Origin of the sequence: Hydrogenophaga sp. (genome assembly GCF_050182545.1) — a bacterium.
In the GTDB taxonomy this organism is placed as follows: domain Bacteria; phylum Pseudomonadota; class Gammaproteobacteria; order Burkholderiales; family Burkholderiaceae_C; genus Hydrogenophaga.
This window is the reverse complement of record NZ_JBFXCD010000009.1, coordinates 18636-36071: the sequence shown is the minus strand read 5'-3', so window position 1 is coordinate 36071 and position 17436 is coordinate 18636. Positions and strand designations below refer to the sequence as shown.

At 67.9% G+C, this 17436-nt stretch carries 16 protein-coding genes; 7 read left to right on the top strand and 9 right to left on the bottom strand.

The window, feature by feature from the left end:
• Positions 1-73 precede the first annotated feature (73 nt).
• Positions 74-592: a TRAP transporter small permease gene (locus tag AB7P10_RS11345; protein WP_428293962.1), complete on the top strand. Its 519-nt coding sequence runs from the start codon at positions 74-76 to the stop codon at positions 590-592.
• On the top strand, positions 589-1884 hold the full coding sequence (locus AB7P10_RS11340; protein ID WP_428293961.1) for a TRAP transporter large permease: 1296 nt from the start codon (positions 589-591) through the stop codon (positions 1882-1884). Before AB7P10_RS11345 ends, AB7P10_RS11340 begins: the two co-directional genes overlap by 4 nt.
• On the opposite strand, the gene AB7P10_RS11335 is transcribed toward AB7P10_RS11340, so the two are convergent.
• From AB7P10_RS11335 to AB7P10_RS11325, 3 genes are read right to left on the bottom strand one after another with little or no spacing between them, the layout of a single operon-like run.
• Positions 1861-3192 (bottom strand): mechanosensitive ion channel family protein, encoded by a 1332-nt coding sequence (locus AB7P10_RS11335; RefSeq protein ID WP_428293960.1) that lies wholly within the window; start codon positions 3190-3192, stop codon positions 1861-1863. The two genes, AB7P10_RS11340 and AB7P10_RS11335, sit on opposite strands and share 24 nt — an antisense overlap.
• A 39-nt stretch (positions 3193-3231) precedes the next feature.
• Positions 3232-4038: an enoyl-CoA hydratase gene (locus AB7P10_RS11330; protein WP_428293959.1), complete on the bottom strand. Its 807-nt coding sequence runs from the start codon at positions 4036-4038 to the stop codon at positions 3232-3234.
• A gap of 39 nt (positions 4039-4077) precedes the next feature.
• A complete protein-coding gene (locus AB7P10_RS11325) occupies positions 4078-5031 on the bottom strand; it encodes a histone deacetylase family protein (protein ID WP_428293958.1) in 954 nt (317 codons plus the stop codon).
• 26 nt (positions 5032-5057) lie between these two features.
• Here AB7P10_RS11325 and AB7P10_RS11320 point away from each other — a divergent pair, with 26 nt between their 5' ends.
• The 4 genes from AB7P10_RS11320 to mltB all read left to right on the top strand — a co-directional run bounded on the left by AB7P10_RS11320 (position 5058) and on the right by mltB (position 10228).
• Positions 5058-5978, top strand: coding sequence for an AAA family ATPase (locus AB7P10_RS11320; protein ID WP_428293957.1), 921 nt, complete (start codon positions 5058-5060; stop codon positions 5976-5978).
• Positions 5975-6952 carry a DUF58 domain-containing protein gene (locus AB7P10_RS11315; RefSeq protein WP_428293956.1) on the top strand — a complete coding sequence of 326 codons (978 nt, stop codon included), beginning with the start codon at positions 5975-5977 and terminating at the stop codon, positions 6950-6952. The genes AB7P10_RS11320 and AB7P10_RS11315 overlap by 4 nt, the downstream gene beginning before the upstream one ends.
• A 126-nt stretch (positions 6953-7078) precedes the next feature.
• On the top strand, positions 7079-9112 hold the full coding sequence (locus AB7P10_RS11310; RefSeq protein WP_428293955.1) for a transglutaminaseTgpA domain-containing protein: 2034 nt from the start codon (positions 7079-7081) through the stop codon (positions 9110-9112).
• Positions 9113-9127: 15 nt separating this feature from the next.
• A complete protein-coding gene (gene mltB / locus AB7P10_RS11305; RefSeq protein ID WP_428293954.1) occupies positions 9128-10228 on the top strand; it encodes a lytic murein transglycosylase B in 1101 nt (366 codons plus the stop codon).
• Between the two features lie 16 nt (positions 10229-10244).
• Here mltB and AB7P10_RS11300 read toward each other — a convergent pair whose 3' ends face one another.
• Both AB7P10_RS11300 and AB7P10_RS11295 read right to left on the bottom strand, forming a co-directional pair.
• Positions 10245-11183, bottom strand: coding sequence for a hypothetical protein (locus AB7P10_RS11300; RefSeq protein WP_428293953.1), 939 nt, complete (start codon positions 11181-11183; stop codon positions 10245-10247).
• 159 nt (positions 11184-11342) lie between these two features.
• Entirely contained in the window at positions 11343-12272 is a 930-nt protein-coding gene (locus AB7P10_RS11295; RefSeq protein WP_428293952.1) for a DMT family transporter, read from the bottom strand.
• A gap of 83 nt (positions 12273-12355) precedes the next feature.
• On the opposite strand from AB7P10_RS11295, the gene AB7P10_RS11290 reads away from it, so the two are divergent.
• Positions 12356-13219: a LysR family transcriptional regulator gene (locus AB7P10_RS11290; RefSeq protein ID WP_428293951.1), complete on the top strand. Its 864-nt coding sequence runs from the start codon at positions 12356-12358 to the stop codon at positions 13217-13219.
• 13 nt (positions 13220-13232) lie between these two features.
• On the opposite strand, the gene AB7P10_RS11285 is transcribed toward AB7P10_RS11290, so the two are convergent.
• The 4 genes from AB7P10_RS11285 to AB7P10_RS11270 all read right to left on the bottom strand — a co-directional run bounded on the left by AB7P10_RS11285 (position 13233) and on the right by AB7P10_RS11270 (position 17364).
• Positions 13233-14192 (bottom strand): alpha-E domain-containing protein, encoded by a 960-nt coding sequence (locus AB7P10_RS11285; RefSeq protein WP_297649392.1) that lies wholly within the window; start codon positions 14190-14192, stop codon positions 13233-13235.
• A gap of 15 nt (positions 14193-14207) precedes the next feature.
• The gene (locus AB7P10_RS11280; RefSeq protein WP_428293950.1) at positions 14208-15647 is read right to left on the bottom strand and encodes a circularly permuted type 2 ATP-grasp protein; all 1440 of its coding nucleotides are present in this window, start codon (positions 15645-15647) and stop codon (positions 14208-14210) included.
• Positions 15648-15741: 94 nt separating this feature from the next.
• Positions 15742-17040, bottom strand: coding sequence for a type II toxin-antitoxin system HipA family toxin (locus AB7P10_RS11275; protein WP_428293949.1), 1299 nt, complete (start codon positions 17038-17040; stop codon positions 15742-15744).
• 24 nt (positions 17041-17064) lie between these two features.
• The gene (locus AB7P10_RS11270) at positions 17065-17364 is read right to left on the bottom strand and encodes a helix-turn-helix domain-containing protein (RefSeq protein ID WP_428293948.1); all 300 of its coding nucleotides are present in this window, start codon (positions 17362-17364) and stop codon (positions 17065-17067) included.
• Positions 17365-17436: the final 72 nt, after the last annotated feature.

Here is a 17436-nt window from a genome sequence, read left to right as displayed (position 1 = left end):
GCCCACCCCACCAGCCGTCAGCGGCCGGCGGAGCTAGATGCCCGCCGGCCTTTTCACATCAAGACTCTCCATCATGCTCAAGTTGCTCGAGCGCATGCTGCGCTGGTCCGCCGGTCTCATGGCGGCCATGGCCCTGTTCTCCATCATGTGGCTCACCCTCGTGGATGTCACCGGCCGCCGCTTCTTCAGCCATTCGGTGCCGGGCGGTCTGGAGATCACCGAGATCCTGATGGTCGTGGTGATCTTCGGCGCCATGCCGCTGGTGTCCTGGCGAGGCGAACACGTGGTCTTCGACTCGCTGGACGCCTTCATCCCCGGCTGGCTGCGTTCGATCCAGGCGCGCCTGGTGAACCTGGTGTGCGCGGCGGTGTTCGGTTTCCTGGCCTATCTCATGACCACCCGCGCCGAACGCTTCATGGAGTACGGCGACATCACCGTGCACCTGCAGCTCTCGATCGCGCCCGTGGCCTGGATGATGGCGCTGTTCCTGCTGCTCACGGCCTTGGTGCACCTGTTGTTCGTCTTCGTCACGGTGCCGGTGCCCTCGCCCCATCACCCCGCGCCCGTGGCCGATGAAGGGATGCCATCATGATCGAGGCCGTGCTGGGTTTCCTGGCCGTCTTCGCGATGGCCTTTCTGCGCATTCCGCTGGCCGTGGCGATGACCATCGCCGGCATCGTCGGCATGGGGTTGCTGCGCGGCTGGCAGCCTGCCTACGCCAGCACCAGCCAGGTCATCTTCGAGACCGGATTCCATTACGTGCTATCGGTCATTCCGCTGTTTGTGCTGATGGGCAACCTGGTGGCGCGCGCGGGCATGGCCAAGGAGCTGTACACGGCGGCCAATGCCTTCGTGGGACACCGCAAGGGCGGCCTGGCCATGGCCAGCATCATTGCGTCAGGTGGCTTTGGCTCCATCTGCGGCTCCTCCATTGCCACGGCAGCGACCATGGCGCGCGTGGCCTACCCGGAAATGAAGGCACACGGCTACAAGGACACGCTGGCCACGGGTGCCATCGCCTCGGGCGGCACGCTGGGCATCCTGATCCCGCCGTCCACCATCCTGGTCATCTACGGCATCATCACCGAGACGGACATCGGCAAGCTGTTCATTGCCGGCATCCTGCCGGGTCTGGTGGCCATCACCTGCCTGTGCCTGGGTGTGGTGTTCGTCACCTGGCGCGACCCTGCCGCGGGCCCACCGGCCGAGCGATTCAGCTGGCGCCAGCGCCTGGCCGCCATCCGCGGCATCTGGGGCGTGGCCGTGCTGTTCGCGCTGGTCATCGGCGGCATCTACGGTGGCGTGTTCACGGCCACCGAGGGCGCCGGCGTGGGCGCAGCGGGCGCCTTTTTCTTTGCGCTGCTGCGTGGCTCGCTCACGCCGCGCGTGCTGGTGGACATCCTCGTCGAGAGCTCGCGCACCACGGCGATGCTGTTCACCATCCTGATCGCCGCGATGATCTTCACCAACTTCATCAACTTCACCACCATGCCGGCGGACCTGCGCGACTTCGTGCTGCAGTTCAGCCCGCATCCGGTGATGGTCGTGGTGGTGATGATGGGCGTCTACCTCGCGCTGGGCATGGTGATGGAGGAGCTGGCCATCGTGCTGCTGACCATACCGGTCTTCTTCCCCGTCATCACCGGGCTGGGCTTCGATCCCGTGTGGTTCGGCATCCTGATCGTCACCATCGTGGAGATCGGCATGATCTCGCCCCCGGTGGGGCTCAACTTGTTCGTCATCAACTCGCTGCTGCCCCAGGTCAAGCTCGGGGCGATCTACCGCGGCGTATGGCCCTTCGTGCTGGCCGACATCGTGCGCCTGGGCATCCTGATCGCCTTCCCGGCCATCGCGCTGTGGCTACCGGGCTTCATGGCCCGCTAAATCCGCGGGCGGCTCGGGTGTGAGCGCGGGCGCGGACACCATGTGCAGCACGCGCTGCGGGTACGGAATCTCGATGCCGTTCGCCCGCAGCGCCGACAGGATGCTGCGGTTGACCAGCGAGCGGATGTTGAGCGTGCCGTTCTCCGGGTCGGCGATCCAGTAGCCCAGCGTGAATTCCAGTCCGTCCGCGCCAAAGTTCGACAGCGCCGCCGACGGCCCCGGGTCCTTGAGCACGCGCTCGTGCTCGGCCACGGCATCGGTCAGCAACCGCATCACAAGCTCCACGTCGCTGTCGTAGGCCACCGAGACCACGGTGGACTGCCACAGGCGGTTGTCGGCAAGCGAGAGGTTCTCCACCCGATTGATGATCAGCAACTCGTTGGGCACGATGGATTCGCGGCCCGTGGTCGATCGAATCACCGTGTAGCGCGCATTGATGTCGGTGATGCGTCCCTCGAAGTTGTCCACGCGCACGTTGTCGCCAATGCGCATGCTGCGCTCGGCCAGGATGACGAAACCGCTGACGTAGTTCGAGGCCAGCTTCTGCAGGCCGAAACCGATGCCCACACCGATTGCGCCGCCCAGCACCGACAGCGCAGTGAGATCGATACCCACCGCCGACAGCGCGATGATGAGACCGAGGAACATAAGCAGCGCGCGCGTGGCGTTGCTCACCGCCTTGCGCAGCGAAAGGTCGCCGCCCACGGCCTTGCGCAGCAGCCGCGTCTCGATCGCCGATGACACCCACAGCGAGAGGATGAGCACCGCACCCGCGGTGATGATGCCTTCGAGCAAGGTGCGCAAGCTCAGCGTGGTCGCACCGATCTTCCAACTGATGTTGTCAAGCTCGGCCAGCACCACCGGCAGCAGGCCGCTCACCCACAGCACCATGGCCAGCCAGGCGACCCAGGAGATGGTGCGCTCGAGCACGCGCACCCAGGGCGCTGTGGCGAACGCCACCTGCAGCACTTTCACGCCCACGCGGATGACCACCAGAGAAACCAGCACCGGAATGGCCACCTTGAACGCCGCCAGCGGCAGGAATTTGGTGACCAGTGCGCGCGCAATGTAGCCGAGCGTGAGCAGTGCGAGCGGAAACATCACGCCATCGATCAGGCGCCGACCGAACAGCACCGACGACTTGTCGTCCTGCATGCCCAGCGCGCGACGCAGTGCCCAGCTGAGCGACCAGGCCATCGCGACGCAGACCGCCAGCGCGGCCAGTTCGACCAGCACCGTGGGCTGGGCGAAGCCGGCCAGCCACAGACCGAAGTCATCGATCGGCTTGGGATTGGAAGTGGAGTCCATGGAGTGGCGCAGACAGGTGGTTGATGTGATGGGCCCGCGTCAGGCGCGCCATGCGGGAGGCCGTTTGTCGATGAAGGCCTGCACGCCCTCCTGTGCCACCGCGTGAACCATATTGCAGGCCATGCTCTGGCCCGCGAGCTGGTAGGCCGACGCGATGCCGGTCTCAAGCTGGCGGTAGAACAAAGCCTTGCCCATGGCCAGGGCCTCGCGCGGTTTGGCCAGGATCCGGTCGACCAGCGCGGCGACTTCGGCGTCTAGCGCGTCCGGCGCCACCACGCGATTGACCAACCCGCGGGCGCGGGCTTCTGCGGCCGAGACGAAATCCCCCGTGAGCAGCATCTCCATCGCCTGCTTGGGCAGGATGTTGCGCGAGAGGGCCACGCCCGGCGTGGCGCAGAACAGGCCGACATCGATGCCGTTGACGCCGAAGGTCGCGTTGTCGCTGGCCACCGCCAGGTCGCATTGCGCCACCAGCTGGCAGCCCGCGGCCGTGGCCAGCCCTTGCACGCGCGCGATCACCGGCACCTCCAGCTGGCGGATGGTGAGCATCAGGCGAGAACACTGCGCGAACAGACGCTGGTAATAGCCCAGCTCGGGCGTCGCCCGCATCTGCTTGAGGTCATGCCCGGCGCAGAACGCGCGACCGCTGGCGGCGATCACCACCAGACGCGCCTGCGGGTCGGCCGCGACACCTTCCAGCGCGCCTTGCAAGGCCGTCAACATGGCCTCGGACAGCACATTGAAACTGCGCGGCGTGTTCAGCGTGAGCGTGTACACACCACGCGCGTCGCGCGCCTGCAGCATCGGCGAATCATTGATCGGGTCTGGGGGGTTGGAGTCCGTCATGGAGCGCATTATCTGCCGCGCTCCGGGGCGTCCAGTGGCTCAGACGCCGGCCAGCACACGCAGGTGTGCCTCCACGCTGCGGCCCAGTGCGCTGAGCGCATAACCACCTTCCAGGCAGCTCACGATGCGGCCCTTCGCGTGGCGTTGCGCCACTTCCTTGATGCGCTCGGTGAGCCAGGCATAGTCGTTCTCCACCAGGCCCAGCTGTGCCATGTCGTCCTCGCGATGGGCGTCGAATCCCGCGCTGATGAAGAGCATCTGCGGCCTGTGCGCTTCCAGCCGGGGCAGCCACATCATGTCGACCAGCTCGCGGATGTCCATGCCCTTGGTGTAGGCCGGCACCGGCAGGTTGACGAGGTTGCTCGCGGTCGAGTGCTCGCACAGAGGATAGAACGGATGCTGGTAGAAGCTGCACATGAGGATGCGCTCGTCGCCTGCGACGATGTCCTCGGTGCCATTGCCGTGGTGTACGTCGAAGTCCACGATGGCCACGCGCTTCAAACCATGGCGCTCCAGCGCGTACTTCGCGGCCACGGCCACGTTGTTGACGAAGCAGAAGCCCATGGCCTGGTTGCGCGTGGCGTGGTGCCCGGGCGGGCGCACCGCGCAGAAGGCATTGGCCAGTTCGCCGGCCATGACCGCGTCGGTTGCGTCAATCGCTGCGCCCGCGGCCATCAGGATCGCGTCCCAGCTGTGGGTGTTGATGGAGGTGTCAGGGTCCACCTGCGCGTGCCCGGGGCCGCCAGCGGCCATGTCCTCGCGCAGCTGTTCGCTCAGGCCACGCAGCGCGGCCAGATGCATGCGGCTGTGGGCGAGTTCGAGGTCGGCGATGGCCGCGGCGGTCGCCTCGCGGCGCTCCAGCGCGATGTCCAGGCCGCTGATGAGCAGGCGGTCCTCGATGGCGTCCAGGCGCTGCGGGCATTCCGGGTGGCCGGCGCCCATCTCGTGCCTCCAGCATGCCTGGTGGGTGAAATATCCGGTGGCCTGTCCCATGGCGGTTTTACGGTATGGTTCGCGGCATGCAAGCCGACACAAGAATCCAACTGCTGCTGAGCCAGCTTAACACGGTGATCGTGGGCAAATCGCAGCAGGTGTCGGACTGCGTGGCCTGCCTGCTGGCGGGTGGCCACCTGCTGATCGAGGACGTGCCGGGCGTCGGCAAGACCACGCTGGCGCACGCGCTGGCGCGCTCCTTCGGCCTGCAGTTCTCGCGTGTGCAGTTCACGGCCGACCTCATGCCCAGCGACCTGGTGGGCGTGTCGGTCTACGAGCGCGGGCGCGAGGATTTCGTGTTCCACCCGGGGCCGGTGTTTGCCCAGGTGCTGCTGGCCGACGAAATCAACCGCGCCAGCCCCAAGACACAGAGCGCGCTGCTCGAAGCCATGGAGGAGAAGCAGGTCACCGTGGAAGGCGAGACGCGCGCCCTGCCCGAGCCCTTCTTCGTGATTGCCACGCAGAATCCGCACGACCAACTGGGCACCTACGCCCTGCCCGAGTCCCAGCTGGACCGGTTCCACATGCGCCTGTCCATCGGCTACCCCGACCGCGCCGCCGAACGCGAGCTGCTGCGCGGCCAGGACCGGCGCGACATGCTCGACCACATGCCTCCCGCCCTCACGCTGGCCGACCTGGCCGACCTGCAACGCACAGTGGGCCAGGTGCACACCGCCGACCCGGTGCTCGAGTACCTGCAGGATCTGGTGGCCGCCACGCGCAGCGGGCGCTGGTTTGCGCAAGGCCTGTCGCCACGTGCGGCACTGGCCGTGGTGCGGTCGGCCAAGGCACAGGCCTACCTGAGCGGGCGCGACTACGTGGCACCCGACGACATCGCCGCCATCCTTCCGCAGACGGTGGCGCACCGCCTGACCCCGGTTCGCGACGCCGGGCGTGGCCCGGTCGAGCAGGTGCGGGCCATGCTGGAAGCCGTTCCCCTGCCGTGAGCGTCCTCAAGGTTCGCGCCCGCATCCGGACCTGGTGGCACAACCGCCTGCCGCGCCGCGACACCCTCACGCTGACCCAGCGCAATGTCTACATCCTGCCCACGCGGGCGGGCTGGATGCTGGCGCTCACGCTGGTGCTGCTGCTCGTGGCCAGCATCAACTACCAGCTCAACCTGGGTTATCTGCTGACCTTCCTGCTGGCGGGCAGCGCGGTGGTGGGCATGCACGTGTGCCACGGCAACCTGCGCGGCACCACCCTGCACCTGGACGCTCCCGGGCCCGTGCACGCGGGGCAGGCGGCCACGCTGGACATCCGCCTCTCCAGCGAACGCACGCGCATCCGCTACGGCATCGGCATGGGCGTGATCGGCGTCGACCTGGCCCACGCGCCCCTGGCCTGGACGGACGTGCCCGCGCAAGGCAGCGCCACCCTGCAGGTGAGCTGGTCGGTGCCCGGTCGCGGCCTGCACGCGCTTCCCGCGCTGACCGCGCTCACACTGTTTCCCCTGGGCACCTTCCGCGTCTGGACGGTGTGGCGCCCGGCGTCCACCGTGCTGGTGTACCCCGAGCCCGAAAGCCATCCGCCGCCCCTGCCACCGGGCGAGCCGCAGGCGGGCAGCTCGGGCAGCGCACGCGTGCAGAGCACGGGCGAATTCGATGGCGTGCGCAGCTACCGGCGCGGCGACCCCCTGAAAGCGGTGGTGTGGAAGAAGGCCGCCCAGGCCTTTGCGGCCGGGCGCGATGAACTGGTGAGTCGCGACGCACTCTCCACCCAGCGCCAGCAGCTCTGGCTGGACCACGCGCAGTGCGGCCACAGCGGCCTGGAAGCACGCCTCTCGCGCCTGACCGCCTGGGTGCTCATGGCCGACCGCCTCGGGCTGGACTACGGCCTGCGCCTGCCCGCGCGCGAACTCGCGCCCGACCAGGGCCCGGCGCACCGCGCGCGCTGCCTGGAGGCGTTGGCGCTGGTATGAATCACCCCCTGCGCCGCTTCGCGTCTTCCCCCTCGCCTGCGGGAGGGGGACGCAGCCTGTGGCCTGGCGAAGCCAGTTCCACGGCTGCCCTGGATTGTGTCACCTCGCGCCCTCGCGTCCGCTGACATGGCCACCCTGTCCCTGACTTCTCTGCCCCGCGAGACGCGCGACGTGCTCTTCTTGCTCGCCGTGGTGGCCTGGGTGGTCGGCATGCAGGTGGGCCACGTTCCGTGGTGGTGCAGCGCGCTGACTGCGGGGGTGCTGGTCTGGCGCGCCGTGCTCGCGCTGCGTGGCCTGCCACTGCCCGGCTGGCCCTGGCGCCTGGGCCTGTTGCTGCTCACGCTGCTGGCCACCTGGGCCACCCACGGTACCGTGCTGGGGCAGGACGCCGGCGTCACGCTCATCGTCGTGCTGCTGACGCTCAAGACGCTGGAGATGCGCGCGCGGCGCGACGCCTTCGTGATCTTCTTCCTGGCCTTCTTCACCCTGCTCACCCACTTCTTCTACTCGCAGTCCCTGCTCACCGCGGCCGGCATCCTGCTGGCGCTACTGGGCCTGCTCACCGCGCTGGTCAACGCCCACATGCCGGTGGGCCGGCCTTCGCTGGTGCAAGCCGCGCGCATCGCCGCCGGCATGGCCGCCATGGGCGCGCCCATCATGCTGGTGCTGTTCCTGCTTTTTCCGCGCCTGGCGCCGCTATGGGGTGTGCCCTCGCAGAGCGACACCGGGCGCAGCGGTCTCTCGGCCCAGATGCGCGTGGGCCAGATCGCCGAGCTGGTGCTCGACGACAGCATCGCGCTGCGCCTGCGATTCGACGGCACGCCGCCACCGCCGGGCCAGCTGTACTTTCGCGGCCCCGTGCTGAGCGATTTCGACGGCGTCGAATGGCGCCCTGTGCGCTCCGAATTTCCCACGCGCCTGAGCCTGCCCGCCAACCTGAGCGTGGCGGGCGAGCCTGTGCGCTACGAGGTGACCATGGAACCGCACCGCCGGCCCTGGCTGTTCCTGCTGGAAGCGGCCACGCAGGCGCCCGAGGTGCCGGGCGCGCGCGTGCGCATGAACGACGACCTGCAGTGGATCACCAACCGGCCCATGAACAGCCTGGTGCGGTACCGCGCCGAGAGCCACACCACCTTTCGCCACGGCCCGCTCGAACCCGCCCTGGCCCTGCAGGACCATGTGGCCCTACCGCCGGGCTACAACCCGCGCACGCTCGCGCTGGCGCAACAGCTGCGGCGCGAACACGGTACGGGCGCCGAAGCGAACCCCCGCCTCATCCGGACGGTGATGGAGCGGCTGCGCACCGGGGGCTACAGCTACACGCTCACCCCTGGCGTGTATGGGCGCGACACGGCCGACGAGTTCTGGTTCGACGTTCGCGCCGGTTTCTGCGAGCACATTGCCAGCAGCTTCGTCGTCCTGATGCGCGCGCTCGACATCCCGGCACGCATCGTCACCGGCTACCAGGGCGGCGAACTCAACGGGCTGGACGGCTACTGGACGGTGCGCCAACGCGACGCCCATGCCTGGACGGAGGTCTGGCTGGCCGGCCAGGGCTGGGTGCGCGTGGACCCCACCTCGGCCGTGGCCCCGGGCCGCATCGGCGCGTTCGAGCGCCTGCGCGCGCCCGAGGGCGCCATTGCCGGCGCGATCCGCAACCTCACGCCCAACCTGTCCGCCCAGCTGCGCGCGGCCTGGGAAGCGCTCAACAACAGCTGGAACCAGTGGGTGCTGAACTACACCCAGGGCAGCCAGCTCGACCTGCTGCGCAACCTCGGTTTCAAGTCCCCGAGCTGGACCGACCTGGCCTATGTCCTCCTCGGGGTGGTGGTGATCGCGAGCCTGCTCGGCGCGGCCTGGACGCTGTGGGAACGCCAGCAACACGACCCCTGGCTTCGGTTGCTGCGCCGCGCGCGCCTCAAGCTCAAAGCCCTGGGCGTGGACAGCGCCGAGCACACCCCGCCCCGCGAACTGGCACGACACATACAGCAGCGATGGAGCGGCGATGACGCGGCCGCGCAAGGCGTTGCACAATGGCTGCTCCGGCTCGAAGCGCAGCGCTACGCCCGTCCCGCCTCGCCGGACATGAACACCCTGGCCACGCTGCAACGCGAGTTCCGGCAACTGGCCTGGCCCCGCCCCATTACCGCGTCCCGTTGAACCTCGCTCCCCCGCATGTCCCTTCGCCTCCCGCGCCGCGCCCTGGCCTGCATCGCCACCAGCCTGCTCGTCGTTGCCAGTGCCACCACCACCCTCGCGCAGTCGCCCGCCAAAACGCGGCCAGGCGCCTCACCCACCGCAGCAGCCTTCAACTACGCACAAAGCGACGCCGCGATGGCCTTCGCCCGCGACCTGGCCGGGCGCCGCGATCTCGACCCCGCCTGGGTGCGCCAGCATCTCGGCGCCGCGCAGCGCATTCCTGCCGTCATCCGCCTCATGCAGCCCGCACCCAGCGGCACCCCCAAAAACTGGGCCGCCTACCGCGCGCGCTTCATCGAACCCGTGCGCCTGCGCGCCGGCCAGCGCTTCTGGGAAGACAACCGCGAGGCGCTCGCGCGCGCTGAAGACCAGTACGGTGTGCCCGCCAGCCTCATCGTCGGTGTGATCGGCGTGGAATCGCTGTATGGCCGGCACACCGGCAACTTCCGCGTCATCGACGCGCTGGCCACGCTCTCCTTCGACTTCCCGGAGAGCCACCCGCGTGCGGCCACGCGCAGCGCCTTCTTTCGCGACGAACTGGAACAGTTTCTGAGCCTGGCCGAACGCACCGGCACCGACCCCGCGAGCTACCTGGGCAGCTACGCCGGCGCCATGGGCTGGCCCCAGTTCATGCCCAGCAGCTGGACCAAGTACGCCATCGATTTTGACGCCGACGGCAGGGTCGACCTGTTCAACAGCCAGGCCGACGTGATCGGTTCGGTGGCCAACTACTTCAAGGCCTTCGGCTGGCAACCCGGCCTGCCCACGCACTACCCTGTGCGCTTCGACCCCAACCAGAGCCCGCAGGACCTGGCCACCCTGCTCGCGCCAGACATCCTGCCCAGCTTCAGCGTGGAAACGTTCAACGAAAAGGGCGTGCGGATCGAAAGCCCCCTGGCGCCACAGCACAGCGGCAAACTCGCCCTGGTGGAGCTGGAGAACGCGGGCGCACCGTCCACCTACATCGCCGGCACCGAGAATTTCTATGTGGTGACGCGCTACAACTGGAGCAGCTACTACGCGTTGGCGGTGATCGAACTGGGAGAGGCCGTGCGGGAGACGCTCGGCGAGCGATGACGAAGCCGTGCCGGCATCAATGCGCCGACACCCCCGCCAGCAACGGAAAGTCGTAGTCCGCATCCACCACCCGCGCGGCCATGGTCGGCAGCATGCGGTCGATGAAGACTTCACCGATCCAGCGCCGCAGTTCGGGGCGGTTCATGGGGCCAGCGGCCAGCAGCGAGAGGCTGCTGAAGGTCGCGATGCCGTCTTCCATCACCAGGCCATTGGGCACGGGGGGCAAACCGGCCAGGGCCTGGGCGCTGCTGCCGTCGTGGGCGTTGTGGTCCTGGTCTTCCCGCGCGGGCGCGGCCGGTGCGGCGGTGGCGTGATCCGCCAGCGTCATCTGCTGCCACGCGCTCAGGAAACGGTCGAAGCAGCCCACGGTGCCACGGCGCCAGACGTCGGCCAGGTAGAACACCCAGGCGCCCTGGTCTTCGACGACAAAACCCCAGGAAAACTCGTGGATGCCGTCAGGCGCCTGCGCCAGCACGCCGACTTCGCGCACGTCCTCGCGCGCCTGGTACTCGGCGTACAGCGGACCGGGGCCCGAGAGTTCGCCGCGCACGAAGCGTTCGAGGGTGCCGGGGTCGGAACTGAACAGGGGCAGCGGGTCGGTCCACGAGCGCTTGGCGCGGTGGATCAGGCGCGAAGTGGCGTCGGCGCTTTTCTGCGCCTGGATGCAGCGGTCCATGAAGGTCTTGCGGCCTGCCGGGGTGGAGAGCAGGTCCACGGTTTCGGTGAAGGCGGCGTCGTTCTTGAGGTAACCGTCCTCGCGCAGGCGCAGCACGATGTCGAGCATGGAGCTGCGCGTGACGTGTTCGAGCATGTAGGCCATGTCGCCGCCCGCGTAGTCCGTCATTGACTGCTGGACCCAGGCCATGGTCTGCTCGGGCGAGAGACCCTGGGGAGCCCGGGGCATGTCGTTGAACAGGGCGCGCAGCACCCTTACCGTGTCGAGATCGCTGGCCATGTCGCCTCCGGTGATGGCATCTTCTTCGTGGGCGGGCCCGTCCTGGAGGCTCTGGCGCCAGCCCGTCGGGCAGCATAGAGCGATTTGATCACCTCCCCGGCGTCTGCCAGCGGCCGTCCGTGACTTTTGCGACCAGCGGAGCGGGTTTTTTGACCCTCCTCAGAGCCTGCGCGTCCGTTCCGCGCCCGCCACACCCAGAGCCACGAGCATCGCGCCCACGCCCAGCAACTGGCTGGCGCTCAGGGCCCGGCCATACACCAGCCATTCCACCGCGACCGCTGTTGCCGGGTAGACGAACTGCAGCGCCGCCACCCGGCCCGCGCTCAAGCGGGCCACTCCAGCATAGAGCACCATGTAGGCGAATCCGGTGTGAATCACACCCATGCCGGCCAGCCAGGCCCAGGCCGGCCCGGCTGCGGGCCAGCCCTGCGTCAGGGGCCACCACACCAGCGCCACGGCGCCCACCGAGCACTGCCACCAGGCCAGCGCAAGCGGGCTCACGCTGCGCGCGCGCAACGCAATGAGGGTGAGCGCGGCATACCCCACCGAGTTGAGCAAGGCCAGTGCGATGCCTCCGAGATAGCGGGACGAGCCGCCCGCGCCGGTCAGGGCGCCATCGAGCCAGCCCGATGCCAGCGCCAGACCAGTCAGCGCGGCCAGCGCGGCGATGCCCTGCGCGGGGCTGACGCGCTCTTTCCACCACCAGGCGCCAAAGGCCATGACCAGAAAGGGCTGCACGTGCACGACGACGGTGGCCACGCCGATGGAGGTTCGTTCGATGGCCTCGAAGAACAGCAACCAGTTGACCACCGCGAGCACACCGGCACTCACCGCGGCGACGCGCGCCGCGCCGCTCAACCGGAGCTCGTGCCATCGGCGCGTGGCGGCGAACCATGCGGTGAGCGCAAGCAGGCCAAACGCGCAGCGGAACCACACGGCCATGAAGGGGCTCTGGCCCGCCTCCTCCAGAAAAATGCCCAGCGTGCCGAGCATCGCACCTCCCGCGACCATCAGCCACAGGCCGCCGCGCTCGCGCGCAGCGTGGGAGTCGCCAGAGGTGGTGGCTGACAGCGAGGCAGAGGTGGTCATGCGCCGATGGTCGGTTGGCGCGTTGGTTCTGTACAGCGGATAAATAAAATCTTGGTCTTTCGATAATCGAATGATTGAAAACCATGACCCACACCGACCTGCAACTGGACTGGCTGCGCGCCTTCGTCGCCGTGGTGGATGGCGGCTCGCTGTCGGCGGCCGCGCCGCGGGTGCACCGCTCGCAACCCGCGGTGAGCATGCAGATCCGCAAGCTGGAGAATGCGGTGGGCCGGGCGGTTCTCCTGCGCGGCCCACGCCACCTCGAGCTCACGCCCACCGGCACCGAGCTGCTGGGTCATGCGCGGCGCATGCTGGCGCTGCACAGCGAGGCGCTGGAGGCGCTGCACGGGCCGGTGCTGTCGGGCCGCGTGCGTCTGGGTGTGCCGGACGACTACGCCGGCAAGTACCTCACGCCGGTGCTGCGCAGCTACGCCAGCCGCCATGTGGGCGTGGAGATCGAACTCAACTGCGAACAGTCAACCGCACTCATTCCCCGGGTGCGGCGCGGCGAGATCGACATCGCCCTGATCTCGCGCGACAAGGCCACGCGCGGCACGCTGCTGTTCCAGGAGCCACTGGTCTGGGTGGGCGCTCCGCAGTTCGAGGTCTGGCGACGCGATCCACTGCCGATCGCGGTGTACGAGGCCGCCAGCCTGGCGCGCCGCGCAACCATCGCGGCGCTCGCCGCGCAGCGGCGCGCCCACCGCGTGGTCTACAACAGTTCCAGTCTCGCGGGGCAGCTCGCGGCGGTGGAGAGCGGCCTGGCGGTGGCCGTGCTCACACGCTGCAGCGTGCCGGCGCACCTCGCCATCCTGGGTGAACGCCAGGGACTGCCAGCGCTCGCGTCGATGGATGTGGCGCTGTACCGCAGCCAGGCCTCGCGCGCCCTGAAGGCGGTGGATGCGCTGTTCGAATTGATGGTGCAGACACTGAAGGCCAAAGGCTGAGCCAGCGACCAGCTCAGTGCGAGGGCACGAGGAAGTCCTGGCTGATGCGCCCGCCGAGTTCGTTCACCCGGTCCAGGAATTGCGTCAGGAAAGCGTGCAGACCGGTGGAGAGGATCTCGTCGATGCGCGCGTACTGCAGGTCGGCCTTGAGCTTGCCGGCGCGGCGCAGGGTTTCGGCCGAGTGCTCGTTCGACACCACGGCCAGGTTGTTGACCACCTCGTTCAGGCTGGCGGCCAGGCTGCGCGGCATGTCGGCGCGCAGGATCAGCAGCTCGGCCACGCGCTCGGGCGTGATCACGTCGCGGTAGACCTTGCGGTAGACCTCGAAGCCGCTGACGCATCGCAGGATGGCGCTCCAGTGGTAGAAGTCGTATTCCTGATCGAGCTCGCTGGCGGCGCCGAAGAAGTCGCTGTGCACAGCGTGGAATTTCACATCGAGCAGGCGCGCGGTGTTGTCCGCGCGCTCCAGGAAGGTGCCCATGCGGTAGAAGTGGAAGGCCTCGTCCTGCAGCATGGTGCCGATGGCCACGCCACGCGAGAGATGCGAGCGGAACTTGACCCACTCGAAGAATTCGCTGGGGTCGCGCTCGAAATTCTTGCTCTTGACCATGCGATTCAGTTCGAGCCAGGTCTGGTTCTGCGTTTCCCAGAATTCGGTGGTGAGCGCGCCGCGCACCGCGCGGGCGTTCTCGCGCGCGGCCTTCAGGCAGGTGTAGATGCTCGACGGATTGGCTTCGTCACGCACCATGAAGTCGATCACGTTGCGTGGCGTGATGGCCTGGCCGTACTTGGCGGTGTAGCTTGGCATCAGCTCGCTGATGATGAGCAGGCCTTCCCAGCCCACCTGGGCCACGGCGGCGGACTGCGGCAGCAGCGAGGTCTGGTAGTTGACGTCCAGCATGCGGGCGGTGTTCTCCGCGCGCTCGGTGTAGCGGGACATCCAGAAGAGGTGGTCGGCGGTGCGCGAAAGCATGGATAGTCCCTTTGATCAATCTTCCAGAACCCAGGTGTCCTTGGTGCCACCGCCCTGCGACGAGTTGACCACCAGCGAGCCTTCCTTGAGCGCCACGCGCGTGAGGCCCCCGGGCACCATCTGCACCTCCTTGCCGCTGAGCACGAAGGGGCGCAGGTCGATGTGGCGCGGTGCCACGCCGCTTTGCACATAGGTTGGGCAGGTGGAGAGCGAGAGCGTGGGCTGGGCGATGTAGCCGCCGGGGTTGGCCACCACGGCCTTGCGAAAGTCCTCGATCTCGGCCTTGGTGGACGCCGGTCCGACCAGCATGCCGTAGCCGCCGGCACCATGCACCTCCTTGACCACCAGGTCCTTCATGTGGGCCAGCATGTACTTGAGGTCTTCGGCGTCGCGGCCCATGTAGGTGGGCACGTTGTTGAGGATCGGCTTCTGCCCGAGGTAGAACTCGATCATCTTGGGCACGTAGGGGTAGATCGACTTGTCGTCGGCCACACCGGTGCCCACCGCATTGCAGATCGCGACATTGCCGCTGCGGTACACGCCCAGCAGGCCCTCGCAGCCCAGCGTGGAGGTGGGGCGGAACACCGAAGGGTCCAGGAAGTCATCGTCGACGCGGCGGTAGATCACGTCCACGCGCCGGGGGCCGCGCGTGGTGCGCATGTAGACGAAGTTGTCCTTGACGAACAGGTCCTGGCCCTCGACCAGTTCGATGCCCATCTGCTGCGCCAGGAAGGCGTGCTCGAAGTACGCGCTGTTGTACATGCCGGGCGTGAGCACCACCACCGTGGGCTCGGCCGTGGTGGCCGGGCTGACCGCGCGCAGGGTTTCGAGCAGCAGGTCGGGGTAGTGCGCGACCGGTGCCACGCGGTTCTCGCCGAAGAGTTCGGGGAACAGCCGCATCATCATCTTGCGGTCTTCGAGCATGTAGCTCACGCCGCTGGGCACGCGCAGGTTGTCCTCCAGCACATAGTACTCGCCCACGCCGTCGGCATTGGGGGCGCGCACGATGTCGATGCCCGAGATGTGTGAATAGATCTGGTGCGGCACATCCACGCCCATCATCTCGGGGCGGAACTGCGCGTTCTGGAAGATCTGGTCCGCCGGGATGATGCCGGCCTTGATGATTTCCTGATCGTGGTAGACGTCGTGGATGAAGCGGTTGAGCGCGGTCACGCGCTGCACCAGGCCTTCTTCCATGCTCTGCCACTCATGGGCGGGAATCACACGCGGTATCAGGTCGAAGGGAATCAGCCGCTCGGTACCCGAGCCGTCCTCGTCCTTGGCGCCGTACACCGCAAAAGTGATGCCGACGCGCCGGAAGATCATCTCGGCTTCTTCGCGCCGCGCCGCCATGACGTCGTCGGGCTGCTGCGCCAGCCACTTGGCATAGCTCTGGTAGTGGGCCCTGACCTCGCTGGGCGAGGCATTCATTTCGTCGAACATCGGTCTGCTCATGGGCTTTTTCTCCTGGGCACAGCATAGCAAGGACTGGGCCAGGAATGGGGTTTCGCGACCCCAGCGCTCGAATTCAGCCGGCGCGCCAGCTCGCTCAGGCGGTCAGCGCCACGCCGCCCTGCAGGCGCGCACCGACTTCCTCCCGAACGTTCGGCGGTGCATCGGCCAGCAGCGCGGGCCAGTCGGCGCGCGCCACCTTGACGAGGTCTTTGCAGTGGCGCAGCACCACCGACTTGCGCAGGAGGCCGGCGCGTTCGATCAATGACCCGAGCTGCTCCCAGGTGAAGGCGCGCAGCGTGCGATCAATGGCGCGGTTGACGCCATAGTCCGCGGGCGGCAGGCCTGAGAAGAACGCGCTCACGCAGACCGGGTCGTACAGCGGCGCGAGCTGGGGTTCGATGCCGTCGGGATACAGCAGGGCCCAGTTCTTGAGGTGGGCATCGGTGTTGCCCATGAGGATGAAGGCGACGAAGCGGCCGAGGAATTCGCGCGTGTCCCTGGCCGGCTGCACCGAGTACTGGTTGAGCAGGCGCAGCATCTGGCCGAAATCGCGCTCGATGCCCCTGCCGTATTTGTGCTTCGGGGCATAGCCCAACACCTGGGCGAACTCCTCCATGTGCACACGCAGGCCGTGCCTGCGGTCCAGTCGCTCGACCGCCAGAATGTGCGGGAAGGTGGCGGGCTCGGGCAGTTGTGCCTGCTCCCGGGTGATGATGCTGGCGCGGGCGCAGTCCAGCCCCAGCGCCGCACACAGCCGATAGCCGGTGTATTCGTTCTCCACCAGGTCCGGATGCCGGGTGCTGGGCAGCTTGAGGATGTGGCTGCCGGCCAGGCCATGGCGGCGCACGACATAGCGCCGCCCATCCTGCACGGCGGAGAACTTCGTCACCATGCCCGGCAGCGACGCCGCGTCCTCCACCGGCAGTTCCACGAAGCCCGGCTCCAGCACATCGAGCCCCAGCGCCGCATGCCAGTGGCGCACCGCCTGCGGAATCTCCTCGTCCGCCGGCACGGGCTCGACCTCCAGCGCCCCCATCAGGTCGTGCCCGGCGGCGGCCAGCAGTTCGAACTCGTCCTCGGTGGTGCAGCCCCGTTGCGCGGCCAGGCGTTCGCGGTTGTGGCCTTCGGGCAGCAGGTTCTGGAAGAACACCGGCCAGTGGCCATCGTTGCGCACCAGGCGTTCGTCGCGCGGTGCGCGCAGGATCTGCCGGGTGGCGTCATCGTCCACGCCACGCAGGCTCATGGAGAGCGTGGGGCGGCGCGGGTCTTCGATGTAGGACCCGTCAAAGGACATGCGCAGGATGTCGCCGTACTGGGAGAGGTGGCCGATGGGCCGCTTCTCGCCCGTCGGCGTGTGCAAGGACAGGCGCAGGTAGCGGATGGACGTGCTCATGGGCTGCTCATCGGCGCCACGCCATCAGGGCGCCTTGTCCAGCAGGTCGACCAGCGAGCGGGGCGCGCCCGCTCCGGCGGGCTGTCCCAGCACGCGCCCGCCCGAGCGAAGAAAACCCTCCACCTCGGGGCGCAGCGCGCGCGGGACCAGCATCAGCTCCATGCCCATGGCCCGTGCCAGTTCCTGCAGCGTGGACAGCCGGGGGTCCATGCCGGCCTCGATGCGCGAGACGGTCATGCGGCTGACGCCGGCGCGTTGCGCCAGCACCTCCTGGGTGAGCGAGGCCGCCTTGCGGGCGTTTTCGAGATCCTGGACAATGCTCATTATCATGATCTTTTTAAAGATTTTGATAATTTAATTTATCATTTTGACCTCAGCTGCGCAAGCCCAATTTGA